Source organism: Mycoplasma sp. 6243 (genome assembly GCF_051200785.1).
Taxonomy (GTDB): domain Bacteria; phylum Bacillota_I; class Bacilli_A; order Mycoplasmatales; family Metamycoplasmataceae; genus Mycoplasmopsis.
Genome location: NZ_CP195154.1, coordinates 916,483 through 929,072, shown reverse-complemented (window position 1 = coordinate 929,072; position 12,590 = coordinate 916,483). Strand labels below are relative to the sequence as shown.

At 29.2% G+C, this 12,590-nt stretch carries 15 protein-coding genes; 5 read left to right on the top strand and 10 right to left on the bottom strand.

All coding sequences use genetic code 4. From position 1 onward, the window contains the following. Positions 1 to 104: 104 nt before the first annotated feature. The 9 genes from rplQ to secY all read right to left on the bottom strand — a co-directional run bounded on the left by rplQ (position 105) and on the right by secY (position 5,514). Entirely contained in the window at positions 105 to 467 is a 363-nt protein-coding gene (gene rplQ, locus ACR82Z_RS03865) for a 50S ribosomal protein L17 (RefSeq protein ID WP_435129055.1), read from the bottom strand. A gap of 1 nt (position 468) precedes the next feature. After that, a complete protein-coding gene (locus ACR82Z_RS03860; protein WP_435129052.1) occupies positions 469 to 1,479 on the bottom strand; it encodes a DNA-directed RNA polymerase subunit alpha in 1,011 nt (336 codons plus the stop codon). 31 nt (positions 1,480 to 1,510) lie between these two features. Then, positions 1,511 to 1,900, bottom strand: a complete 390-nt coding sequence (gene rpsK / locus ACR82Z_RS03855; RefSeq protein ID WP_435129049.1) for a 30S ribosomal protein S11 — start codon at positions 1,898 to 1,900, stop codon at positions 1,511 to 1,513. After that, the gene (rpsM, locus tag ACR82Z_RS03850; protein ID WP_435129046.1) at positions 1,900 to 2,268 is read right to left on the bottom strand and encodes a 30S ribosomal protein S13; all 369 of its coding nucleotides are present in this window, start codon (positions 2,266 to 2,268) and stop codon (positions 1,900 to 1,902) included. The genes rpsK and rpsM overlap by 1 nt, the downstream gene beginning before the upstream one ends. A 17-nt stretch (positions 2,269 to 2,285) precedes the next feature. Next, positions 2,286 to 2,399: a 50S ribosomal protein L36 gene (rpmJ, locus tag ACR82Z_RS03845; protein WP_435129043.1), complete on the bottom strand. Its 114-nt coding sequence runs from the start codon at positions 2,397 to 2,399 to the stop codon at positions 2,286 to 2,288. Between the two features lie 11 nt (positions 2,400 to 2,410). Next, positions 2,411 to 2,629 (bottom strand): translation initiation factor IF-1, encoded by a 219-nt coding sequence (infA, locus tag ACR82Z_RS03840; protein ID WP_435129040.1) that lies wholly within the window; start codon positions 2,627 to 2,629, stop codon positions 2,411 to 2,413. 1 nt (position 2,630) lies between these two features. Further along, entirely contained in the window at positions 2,631 to 3,377 is a 747-nt protein-coding gene (gene map / locus ACR82Z_RS03835) for a type I methionyl aminopeptidase (RefSeq protein WP_435129037.1), read from the bottom strand. 62 nt (positions 3,378 to 3,439) lie between these two features. Beyond that, entirely contained in the window at positions 3,440 to 4,099 is a 660-nt protein-coding gene (locus tag ACR82Z_RS03830; RefSeq protein WP_435129034.1) for an adenylate kinase family protein, read from the bottom strand. Continuing rightward, positions 4,093 to 5,514: a preprotein translocase subunit SecY gene (gene secY, locus ACR82Z_RS03825; RefSeq protein WP_435130640.1), complete on the bottom strand. Its 1,422-nt coding sequence runs from the start codon at positions 5,512 to 5,514 to the stop codon at positions 4,093 to 4,095. Before secY ends, ACR82Z_RS03830 begins: the two co-directional genes overlap by 7 nt. Positions 5,515 to 5,785: 271 nt before the next feature. Here secY and ACR82Z_RS03820 point away from each other — a divergent pair, with 271 nt between their 5' ends. The 4 genes from ACR82Z_RS03820 (at position 5,786) to ACR82Z_RS03805 (ending at position 9,821) form a co-directional block, all read left to right on the top strand. Further along, the gene (locus ACR82Z_RS03820) at positions 5,786 to 7,726 is read left to right on the top strand and encodes a DNA gyrase/topoisomerase IV subunit B (RefSeq protein WP_435129031.1); all 1,941 of its coding nucleotides are present in this window, start codon (positions 5,786 to 5,788) and stop codon (positions 7,724 to 7,726) included. A gap of 556 nt (positions 7,727 to 8,282) precedes the next feature. Next, a complete protein-coding gene (locus tag ACR82Z_RS03815; protein ID WP_435129028.1) occupies positions 8,283 to 8,471 on the top strand; it encodes a hypothetical protein in 189 nt (62 codons plus the stop codon). Positions 8,472 to 8,556: 85 nt separating this feature from the next. Further along, positions 8,557 to 8,979, top strand: a complete 423-nt coding sequence (locus ACR82Z_RS03810; RefSeq protein WP_435129025.1) for a hypothetical protein — start codon at positions 8,557 to 8,559, stop codon at positions 8,977 to 8,979. Positions 8,980 to 9,296: 317 nt separating this feature from the next. Then, the gene (locus ACR82Z_RS03805) at positions 9,297 to 9,821 is read left to right on the top strand and encodes an IS1634 family transposase (RefSeq protein WP_435129022.1); all 525 of its coding nucleotides are present in this window, start codon (positions 9,297 to 9,299) and stop codon (positions 9,819 to 9,821) included. A 218-nt stretch (positions 9,822 to 10,039) separates the two neighbouring features. On the opposite strand, the gene rsmG is transcribed toward ACR82Z_RS03805, so the two are convergent. Beyond that, positions 10,040 to 10,732, bottom strand: coding sequence for a 16S rRNA (guanine(527)-N(7))-methyltransferase RsmG (gene rsmG, locus ACR82Z_RS03800; protein ID WP_435129019.1), 693 nt, complete (start codon positions 10,730 to 10,732; stop codon positions 10,040 to 10,042). 94 nt (positions 10,733 to 10,826) lie between these two features. Between rsmG and ACR82Z_RS03795 the strand changes: the two genes are divergently transcribed. Beyond that, positions 10,827 to 12,542 carry a Na/Pi cotransporter family protein gene (locus ACR82Z_RS03795; protein WP_435129016.1) on the top strand — a complete coding sequence of 572 codons (1,716 nt, stop codon included), beginning with the start codon at positions 10,827 to 10,829 and terminating at the stop codon, positions 12,540 to 12,542. Positions 12,543 to 12,590: the final 48 nt, after the last annotated feature.

The window sequence follows — 12,590 nt, the reverse complement described above, 5'->3', positions numbered from 1 at the left end:
TAATCTTTTTGTCCTACTTTATATGTGGATATTTTTATACAAAAAAACAACCCTAAGTGGGCTGTTTGCAATAAATTTTTAAAGCTCTAAAATAAGTAAGGAAATTAAACTAATTCAATTAAGGCCATTCGTGTATTATCACCCAATCGTTTTGGTAATTTAATAATTCTTGTGTATCCACCGTTTCTTTGTGCATATTTAGGTGCTACTGTGTCAAATAAATGTTTAAGAACATTTTTGTTACCTTCAACTTTAATGTCGCGAACATATGAAGCTACTGCACGTCTGTTTGCTAAGGTAGGGGTTTTTGCTTTTTGAATCATACGTTCAGCATGTCTGCGAACTTCTTTTGCACGGGTTAAGGTTGTTGTTAGATGTCCATGAGCTATCAACTCACTAACTAATGAACGCATTACACCAGTTCTTCATTTTGTATCACGTGAATAGATTTGTTTTGGATTTGCCATATTATTCAACTCCTTCTTTTAAAATAATACCTTGCTCAGCGAGTTTTTTGACGATTTCTTCAATAGATTTTTTACCTAAGTTTTTAATGTTTTCAAGGTCTTCAAGTTTCATTGCAGCAAATTCACTAAGTTTGCGTTTATTAGCTTTTTTAAGTGCATTATATGAACGAACACTTAAACCAAGTTGTGAAATATCAATATCATCATCAGGTTTTTCTTCTTCAACTTGTTTTGGTTCTTCAAAGATTTTTACATCTTCCATACTATCAACATTACCGATAACAGCGAATAAACCGATTAAAATTTCTGATGCAGATTTAATCGCTTGTTTTGCTGAAACCGTTCCGTTTGTCTTAATATTTAATTCAAGTTCTTCTTCAATCTTGGGTGATGATGAGTTTAGTTCTCTTTGTGTATATCATACTTTTTCAATTGGAGAAAAATCAGAATCAACTGCGATATATTCAGCCTTTTTAATATCTGTATCTAACGAAACTTTGATTTGTGGATTTAGTAAAAGAACTTTATTCTCCTCAAATGAAACAAATCCACGTCCTGCACGTAAAAACATTTCTAATTTTAATGCATTTGGATTCACTACTTCTGCAATGTGTACTGATGGATCAATTACACGAACACCAGGGTTTGAAATCTGCATTTTTCCTGCTGTTAATACACCTGATTCATCTGCTACCAATTTAACCTTAACAATTTCATTATCTGAAACAATATTAGGATCATAAGTGAATTTAACCTTACGCAAATTCATAATCAAACTTGGAACATCTTCTACAACTTCTTTAATTGTAGAAAATTCATGCTCTACCCCTTCGATGCGAACACAAAACGGTGCAAGCGAAGTAGTAGATGAAAGCAATACACGTCTTAATGCAACTCCTAATGTGTTTGAATAACCTCTTTCGAGTCCTTGTAAGGTGAATGTGGTTTCATTATCGTCTGTTTCTCTAAATACTGGTTTTTTTCTATAAGATAATTGTTTCATCTTTTCCATATCGAGACTCCTTTAAATACTATGGTATTAATTATTTTTTTGCACGTTCACGTTTTAAAATACGTTTTGGAGGTCTAGTACCATTATGCGGAACAGGTGTAACATCTTTAATTTCAGTAACTGTAATTCCAGCGACTTCGATTTGTTTTCTAGCAGCATCTTTACCTGCTCCTAGTCCTTTTAATTCAACCTTGACTGTCTTCATTCCGTGTTCTTTTGCAGCTTCCGCGGCTGCTTGTGCTGCTAAACCTGCAGCATATGGAGTTTTTTTCTTGGTTCCTTTATAACCAATTGCTCCTGCTGATGATCAAGCAATTACATCACCTTTTTCATCTGTGAAAGTAACAATAGTGTTTTGATTTGTTGAGTGAATATGTGCTATTCCACTAACAATATTTTTCTTTTTTGATTTACGAGCCATTATTTACCTTTCTTTCCTGCTACAGTTTTTCTTGGACCTTTACGGGTACGAGCATTCTTTTGGGTTGATTGACCACGAACTGGTAATCCTTTACGGTGTCTGATCCCACGGTAGCATTTAATTTCCATTAAACGTTTAATGTTTAAAGTTACTTCTCTGCGTAAATCACCTTCGGTGGTATATACTTTTGCAGCTTCACGAATTCTTGATAATTCTTCTTCACTTAGATTTTTAACACGAGCATCTTCACTTACTTTTGCAGTTTTACAAATTTCTTTTGCTAAGGTTCTTCCAATTCCATAAATGTAAGTTAATGAAACAACTACACGCTTATCATTTGGAATTTCAACATTTAAAATTCTAGCCATTTAACTTTCCTTTCTTATTAACCTTGTCTTTGTTTGTGTTTTGGATGAATACAAATCACACGGTTTACACCTTTACGTTTAATGATCTTACAATCTTTGCAAATACTCTTTACACTTGCTCTAACTTTCATAGTTTCTCCTTTTATTTATGACGATAGACAATGCGTCCTTGTGTCAAATCATAAGGACTCATTTCTACATCAACTGTATCACCAGGTAAAATACGAATATGATTTACACGCATTTTACCTGAAATATGAGCTTTAATTAGGGCACCGTTATCGCTTAATTCAACTGTATATAAGTCTGTTGTATGAGCTTCTTTAACGACTGCTTTAAATTTAATTGCGTCTTTTGCCAAATTATATTCCTTTCGTTAGAACGACACCTTGAAAATCCTTTATTAAAACGGTATGTTCATAATGGGCTGTATTTGTTTTATTAGCGCTAATAACAGTTCAACCATCTGATAAAATTTTAATATGTGGAGTTTGAATTATCATTGGTTCAATACAAAGAACCATACCGTTTTTTAATAAAGGACCACTTCCTTTATGTCCTGTATTATTAACATTTGGATCTTGATGGAGTTGACTTCCAATACCATGACCACAAAACTCAACAGGTGTATATAATCCGTTTTTTTTGATATACCTACCTATTGCAGCACTGATGTCACCAATTCGAGCGCCTCTTTTAATTGCTTTTAATCCTGCTTCAAAGGCTCCTTTTGCAACATCAATAAGTTTTTGGTCAGATGCAGATACATTACCAATAGCTTTGGTAAATGCACTATCACTATTAAACCCCTGTCAGATGCAACCGATATCAACACTAACTAAGTCACCATCTTTTATAATGTAATTATTAGGGATTCCGTGGATCAATTGTTCATTTACAGAGATGCATGTTGTTGCAGGAAAACCATATAAACCTAAAAAAGCTGGTTTAGCACCCCTTTTAGTAATTTCTTTAAAAGCTAATTGATCAATTTCTTTTAAAGAAACCCCTGGTCTTATGAAATCTCACAAAATTTGTTTTACTTCTGCCAAGATTTTACAACTTTTGGTAATTTTTTTGATTTGTTCTTCGTTTAAAATTTGAATCAATACTACCTCCAGATGTACTTTTGAAAACAAAAAAATGATACTTTTTCAAAAGTATCATAATTTTATCATCTTATTTTAAAATGAGAAGCAATTTCATTGGCAACTTCTTCAGGATCGCCTTCACAAGCAAAAGTTAGTAATTCACCTGCTTTTTTATAATATTCTAATAATGGTTTAGTTTGTTCATCGTATATTTTAAGACGGTTTTTAATTTTTTCAGGCTTGTCATCATCGCGTGAATAAAGCCTTCCACCATCAATATCGCAATAATCGGGAACGAAACTTCTTTTGAATTTTATATGATAACCTGTCCCACAAATTTCGCAAGCAAGTCTACCAGATAAACGTTCCATTATTATTTTTTCAGAAGCAGTTAATAATATAACTTTGAATTTTAAATTAGGAATTTGTTTTAGAAATTCTGCTTGTGCAATAGTACGTGGATAACCGTCTAAAATAAAAAACTTATTTTCTGTTCGTAGTTTCAAAATTGCATTTTTAACTATTTCATTTGTGATTTCATCAGGAACATATCCACCTGAGTTTACATAATATTCTACTTTCTGACCAAGTTGTGTTTTATTATGGATTTCTTGACGAAAAATATTTCCGGTAGATAAATGTATTCATTCGGTTTTCTTAGCAAAAACTCCTGCTACAGTTCCCTTACCTGCTCCAGGTTGTCCCATTAAAATTATATTTGTATCTATTTTTCCTATCATAATAATCCTGTTCCCATCTTCTTATCATCGTCTGATTTATCAGAATTTAAATTTTCAAAATTTTCAAGAGTAAGTCGTTTTGCCTTAGATAATTTGTTGCTCATACGACGTGCTTTAAGTTGTCCGAGTGTTTCAAGTGAAGTTGATACCAAAATCATTAAACCTGTTCCACCAAAAGCAATTGCTTGAGGAAGTATATGAGCCATAATTGCAATAAATTGCATACTTCCTAGAATTACTAAGTAAAGTGATGAAAATACACTTAAACGAAAAACTATAGCAACTAAATAATCTTGCGTTTCTTCACCAGGACGCACCCCAGGAATAAATGTAGAGTTTTTAGTAAAATCTTCTGCTATTTTATCAACTTTTGATTGCTGAATTCCCATTAACACTGAAAACACTAACACTATTACAATTAACAAAGTAAATCCAATCGGTTGAGTGAATTGTAAATTTATGTTTATTCAAAATTTGGCAGCACTATGTTGTGGTAAAACATTAGCGATCATTGTAGGAAATGATAAAACTAACATTGCAAAAATTATAGGCATTATCCCGCCCGGATTCGCTTTAATTGGTAATTTACCCATTTCCTTACGACTCTTTGAGCGTCCTGCTCCGACTTGTTGAATCGGCACATGTCTTTCCGAAACATATACAATTGCAATTATTACAATTGTTAAAATATAAACTAATAAATAACTAATAAAGCTTATTATGCCTTTCATTATTCCACTTTCAGCTAAATCACCTATATAATATAAAATTGCTGTATGAAACTGACGAGGTAACCTTGCTGCAATACCAGTAAAAATTAATAAACTGGTTCCGTTACCCACTCCTTTGTTGGTAATTTGTTCTGAAATAAAAAGTGCTAATAACGAAGCAGAAACTAAAATCATCGGAATTATAAAATATACTAATGCATTTTCACTAAAATACTGGGTTCCTGTAATTGAAATAAATACAGATGATGGACTCCCTGATGAAAGAGCTCTTGTTAAAAACACTGCCTGCGGATAAGCAATTGCTAATGTTACAAAACGGGTAATAACATTAATTTTCTTTCTTCCTTGTGGCCCACTTTGTGAAAGTTTGTAAATTGGTGGAACAAACTTTGATTGCAAAATCATCATTATCAAGGATGCATTAATAAAAGGGCTAATCCCTAAGGCAAAAATCGAAAACTGACGCAAACCCCCACCACCAATTAAATTAAGAGTGTTTAAAAAAGCATTATTCGAAAGTTGACTTGGATCAGCAATACGAATAAATGGTGCTGTAATAGTGGTTCCAAAAACAAAAACAGTAAGCATTATAATCGTAAAAATAATTTTTTTACTTAAATTTTTATTCTCTCAAAACTTTCTTCAGCCTTTAGATAGTTTATATCAAAGATTACTAAAAGTCAACAAATTTACTCCTTTATAAAAAACATTTTAATTATACCTTTTTTTATTAAATATGTGTGCTTAAAATAGTAAAGATATTTTACATTTTTGTCTATATATCATACCTTTAAATATTATATTGTTTTAATTAATATAATTTCAAAAAACTAAATTGCTTTTAAATTTCTTATTATTTTAACGAAATTTGAAAGCAATTTTAAAAATTTATAAAACAAACATTATTTTGCTTTTCAATTTTAAATGTAGCGAAAATAATTATATAATTAAAATTATGAATGAGCAATATAATGCAAGTAGTATCCAACAATTAAAAGGTTTACAAGCGGTTCGTAAGCGTCCTGGAATGTATATTGGTGGAACTGATGTAAATGGTTTACACCATCTTGTCTGAGAAATTGTAGATAATGCAATTGATGAAGCTTTGGCTGGTTATGCAAACAAAATAGCAGTATTTTTAAGAACAGATGGTTCGGTAAAAGTTACAGATAATGGTCGAGGAATCCCTGTAGATAAGATAAAAGATGACGATCGCAGTGCTGTAGAAGTTGTTTTTACTGAATTACATGCTGGTGGAAAATTCGATTCAAGTGCTTATAAAACATCAGGTGGTTTACACGGTGTTGGTTCAAGTGTTACCAATGCTTTGTCAACTCAATTAATAGCAACTGTAGCAAGAAATGGTAAATTATATCGCACTGTTTTCGAAGGTGATAATATTAAAGAGCGAACCCATGAAGTAGGAAAGAGCAAGGAGACAGGGACATCGGTTGAATTTTGACCCGATTATCACTTCTTTAAACGTGCTAAATTAAATATAGATACAATTTCTGAACGTTTAAAGGAAAGTGCTTTTTTAATCTCTAATTTAGAAATTAGAGTTGTTGATGAAAACATCGGTTTTGATGAAACTTATCAGTATAATAATGGTATTCAAGCATTTATTGATTTTCTAAATGATTCCAAAACACCTTTAACTAAGGCGATTTCGTTTAAAGACACCAAAAAAGACATTGAAGTTGAATTTGGTTTTCAATGAACTGATTCCTATTCGAATTTGTTATTAAGTTTCGTTAATAATGTTAAAACTCGCGATGGTGGTAGTCACGAAATTGGATTACGTAATGCTTTTAACAAAATAGTTAATGAATACGCCTTGAAAGAAGGTTTTTTAAAAGGCAAAAACATCTTTGATTCTGAAGAAATCAAGGAGGGCCTTACTTGTGTTATTTCGCTCAAAATTCCTGAACATCTTTTAGAATTTGTTGGACAAACAAAAGACAAATTAGGAACACCTGAAGCAAAGAATATTAGTGAAGAAATTGTTTCAAAATACTTGCAAAAATGAATTGAAGATAATAAAAATCAATTTAAGAAAGTTTTGGAAAAAATTAAACGTGCATATGAAATCCGACTTGAAGAACGTAAGCGTCGCGATGAAGCAAGACAATCTAAGAAGTCACTAAAAGAAAAAAGTATTATAAGTGACAAATTAACTCCAGCGACATCAAAAAAGGCTTCTGAAAGAGAATTATTTATTGTCGAAGGCGATTCAGCAGGGGGATCTGCTAAAAGTGGTCGTGATCGTCGTTATCAAGCGATTTTGCCTCTGCGCGGAAAGGTTATAAATTCTGAAAAGAAAAGTATTATTGATTTACTTAAAAATAATGAAATAGCAACTATTATCAATGCAATTGGTGCTGGTTTTGCTAAGGATTTTGATTTAAATAAATGTAATTACAATAAAATAGTTATTATGACGGATGCTGACACCGATGGGGCACATATTCAAATTTTATTACTTACTTTTTTTTACCGTTTTATGAAACCTTTAATTGAAGCAGGTAAAGTTTATATCGCAATTCCTCCGTTATATAAAATTACTAATAAAAGCAAAAAAAACATTTTATATGCTTGAGATGAAAATGATTTAAGGGATATATTAACAAAACAAAAAGGTGCTATCGAACTACAAAGATATAAAGGGCTCGGTGAGATGAATGCTGATCAATTATGAGAAACTACAATGAATCCACAAACACGTACATTAATTAAAATTAGTATCGAAGATGCTTCACTTGCTGAAAGAAGGGTTTCAATTTTAATGGGTGAAGATTCATCAAAACGCAAGCAGTGAATTGATAGTAACATTGATTTTTCAGAAGAAGATTTAGATTTTATAGAAAAAATGGAAAAAATAACAAAAAAACACTAAAAATTTACTTATTTTGTTATTTATTATGATATATAAATATTTTTTGTTGTATAATAAAATTCCTAAGTGTATTGTCAAATGTGCTTAGGATTCATTATTGATATCAAAATACTTAATACTTAGTAAAATCAAAATATTCATTTAAATATCAAATCTATATTCTATTATTTTATTCGTAAATTTTCATTTAAATTTTTACTCAATAATTCATAAAAATATTTAGTTTATTTATGTTCTCTCTTTTCATTCAGTTTTCGTTAACAAAATTTCTCATTCATTATTCTTTGTTATCTCGTTATAATTTTTCACATAATTTAATTTCTTTCTTATATTTTGTTTAAACTCTATATAATATAAATTGAAAACTGTAAATTAAAAATTTTAAAAGTAGTCAAATTTTTGACTACTTTTTTATACCTGTATTTCTGGAAATACAGGATTTTTTATTGCACTTTTTTTGCATAGCAAACTTTTTTACCCTATTTATAGACAAAAAAAGAAAAAAATTCTCTTTTTTTTTACTTGTATTTACTTGTAATTATGATATAATATATTGATGAAATTACAGAAATTAATATTAATTAATCAACACGGTAAGAATGGGACAATTTATAAATATGTTGCTTACTCTAATGGTTATAACAAAAATGTAACTAAACTATTTAGTCTCGGATCTACCGAAAAATTATTAAAAGAAAGACACTGATGCTATCGAATTAATAAAAAAAGTCATAGAAGGTTTTAATCAAAATTCAAATATCGAGGATGTTAAAAATAGAATAAATGAATTTTTAGGTAGAAAAGAAAATATTGAAAGTGACAATATTGTAATGGGTGAAAAAATAATTAAGTCCGTTATTAAATCTTTAAATATATCTGATTCATTTCCGAAAAATATCAAAAGTAAAAACCATTTGAAGATTTTCGAATATTTAATAACAAGAAGAATTGAAAGACAAACAAGTATTTTGAGTTCATTCAATGAAGTTAATAAATCAACTTTTAGCATTACCACAAAGAAAGATTCGTTTTATGATGTATTAACGAAGGTTTATCAAAATAAGGATGCTATATTTAAAAATTTAAATATAAATATAAAGAGAATCACAAACCATACCGATAATAGAATTTATTTTGATTCTACAACTATTTATTTTGAAAGTTTTGATAAAGACGGAATAAGACAGTCAGGTTTTTCAAAGGATGGTAAGTTTAAGGAGGATCAAATTGTACTCGCAATAAGCATGTTATAATACCGAATTCCATTTCATATGAAGGTTTTTCCAGGAAATACTGCAGATTGCAATACATTAATTGATTTTATAAAGGAAGTTAGGATATATATGGAATCAAAACATTATATGTTATAAATGATAGGGGAACATGAACAAACAAAAACATAGAATTTTTAGTTCAAAATAACTATTATTACCTTATTTCAAACCGTGCAAAAGTTGGTTCAAAAAATTCAAAACTTATATCGCAGAAAAGAGCGATTTTATAAAAATAAATGATGACTTTTTAATAAAAGAACAAATTGTTACCCCAGAAATGCAGCGAAACAGAAGTCATGTTTTCAGAAGAGTTATTACATATAACAAAGAAAGAGGCTGATAAGGACAAATATGACAGAGAAATTTTGATAAATAATTTTATTAAATTACAAAATAAAGATGGATTTATAAATGAAAAAAGAATTATAGGATCAAAAGGTGGTAGATATTATGATGCAGTTAGCAAATCCTTATATAGATTGAACACCGAAAAAGTAAAAGAGGATGAATTATTAGATGGGATATATGTATATGAAACAAATATAATGGATTTAGATGCACTAGAAATTTGTAGAGTTTATGCAGAACAATGAAAAATAGAAGAAAATTTTCGTAGTTTGAAGTCTGTTATCCAAATTAGACCTGTATATTTATCATTAGATGAACATATCATCGGACACAGTGTAATTTGTTTTATCTCTCTTGTTATAATGAAATTATTACATTATATGTTGATAAAAATAATCAAAATAACTTTTGCTGAAATGACAAAGGTTTTAACAGAATTAACATCTCTTGTTTATTATAGATACAAAATCTAGAAAAATTATTTGAGAAAAAGAAATAGAGAAGTTAGTGATTTCAATCTCTGAAAAACATATGATATGCTTGAAAAAATTACAAGTAATTTTTAATAATAAAAATTTTTCTTCCTAAAATATAGGGAGAAAAATTTTTTTCTTATTTATTTCCAGAAAAACAGGATTAAAAATTTTAAAAGTAGTCAAATTTTTGACTACTTTTTTATACATATAAATAACTACCTTCTAAGTTTTATAACATCTTTTCAAACATACGGAATAGAATTTGGTGTACTTCTAAGTTTTGTAATATATACAATATGATTTTCTTTGTTTATTTGTGTCATAGAAAACTTTTCAATATCCAACTTGTATTTAACTTGTTTAAAGGCAAGTTCAGCATCTGCTACTTCTTTTAAAACATTTTTACCCTTTATCAATATCATTTTTCCACCAACTCTGATAAGGTGAAAGGCAACTAAAATTAATGTTTGGATATCTGCAACAGCACGGGCTGTTACAATATCATATATATTTTTTTGTTTTTGTTCCTCAACTCGTTTTTTATAAACTTTAATATTAGTGATATTTAATTCTTTAATAACAAGATTTAAAAAATCACAACGTTTTGTTAGTGGTTCATAGATATCAAGTTGAAAATTAGAATTTAAGTTAGCAATAAAATAAGGAACCGATGGAAAACCTACACCTGCACCGATATCTAATACATTGCATTTATCAAACACTTTCATTATTTTGTCCATAAATGCTAGGGATTCCAGGATCCCTTCACTTCATAAACGATCATCGGAAAAACCCGTTAAGTTCATTACTTTATTTTTTTCTTCTATTAAATTGACATATTTATCAAGTTTTTCAAAGTCTCAACCTTTTTGATAACACAACTTTTGCACATATTCTTTTGAATCCATAATAATATTTTAACTTATTCAAAGTTTCTTTGTATTAAATTTTCAAATTATAAAATTTTATTATAATATCAAAAAGATATCTGAAAGGACAGTTATGAAATTTGATACAATTTCGCTTGCAGTCGTCTTTGCTTTAGCATCCTTGGCTTTATTTATTTATGCAACTAAAAAGTTATCTACATCATTAAAAAGTATCGGTGATTCAAAATTTCGTAAGGTGATAAAATTTATAACTAAAAATAACTATATTGCTTTGCTGGTAGGGATTTTATTCACAACCTTTATCCAATCTTCAGATGGTGCAATTGCACTAATAATGGGACTTTTAGCAGCACGATTTATAAGTTTAAGAGCAGCCATTGCCTTTTTGCTAGGTGCAAATATCGGAACTGCAACAACATCCTTAATCGTTTCATTTCAATCAAGTTTTAAATTTACTGAATACTTTATTTTATTTATGGTTATCGGAGTGTTTGGTTCATTACTCACTAAAAAAGATAGATGACAAAACATTTTTTTGCTAGCAATTGCAATAGGAATGGTATTTTTATCACTAAAAATAATGTCATCTGCTGCAAAAGAAATTGTAAAACAAGATTTCTTTAAGAAAACCCTATCTGTTGCTGGAGCAAATCCATGATCTGCCTTCTTGTTTTCATTTGTTCTTACTGGGATTTTACAATCTTCTAGTGCAACTGTTACTTTATATCAAATTGTCTTTAAAGAGCAAGATACATTACAAATTTATTCAGCTATCGCCTTAGTTCTTGGGGCTAATTTAGGAACAACCATAACCGGTTTAATAGTTTCTTTTACATCTAAAAATAATAATTCTAAGAAAATTGCTATCTTATGAGGATTTACTAATTTATCAATTGCCTTACTTATCTTACCTTTCTTATATCCTTTGACTTATTATGCAGACTTTATATTATTAATGGCACCCACACAAAAGGCCTTGCAATTATCCTTGGCTCACTTGTTCTTTAACTTTATCCTAGTTGGTATTTTCTTTTGGTTAATTAAATATCTTGAATTATTTGTAAATAAGATTATAAAAGATAAAAATATAGACAAAGAATTTGAAATTATTCTACCTGCTCAACTGATTAATGAAAACCCATCATTGGCACTAAAGGCTGCTAAAAATGCCTTGTATACCCAAGGTAAAATTTCTCAAAAAGGAATGAAATTGCTTTGAGAATATATAAAAAGTGGAGATCAAAAAATCTTAAAAGAATACCATCACTTGGAGGAAGTTATTGATAATACACGGACATTAATATATAACTATTTAGTTCAACTTAACAGTCGCAATTTGAATAGTGACGATGCTAAATTGCATTTATCATTAATTCTTTCAAGTCGTTCAGTTGATAAAATAATGGGATTAGGAAACGATGTTATCTTAGAGTTAAATAAAACTTATATATCAAAATCAACACAAAAATTCGACTTAGATAGCGAAATAATAACTGAAATAAGTCAATTAGTAGAATCTTTGCAGACTTTGTTAAAAAATTCAATCAGACAATTAGAAAACCAAACTGATGAAAGAAGTAATTTTATTGATAAACTATACACAAATATTAATAGTTTATCGGATGAATTCACTAAAGTAAATGTTGAACGTTTGAAAACACAAAATGGACAAAAGCAACTTGATAAAGATTTTGATTATGGTATTTTATTGAGAACCATTGAAAGAATTGCACATCACTGTCAAAGAATAAATCATTATATTAAAAACACTAGACTTAATATTTATGATATTTCACTTGATGAACAAAAAAACTTTGTTGATGTTTAGGGAATTTGCATATTTTATATGCTTTTGTATTTTTCGTTTTATCAGAAT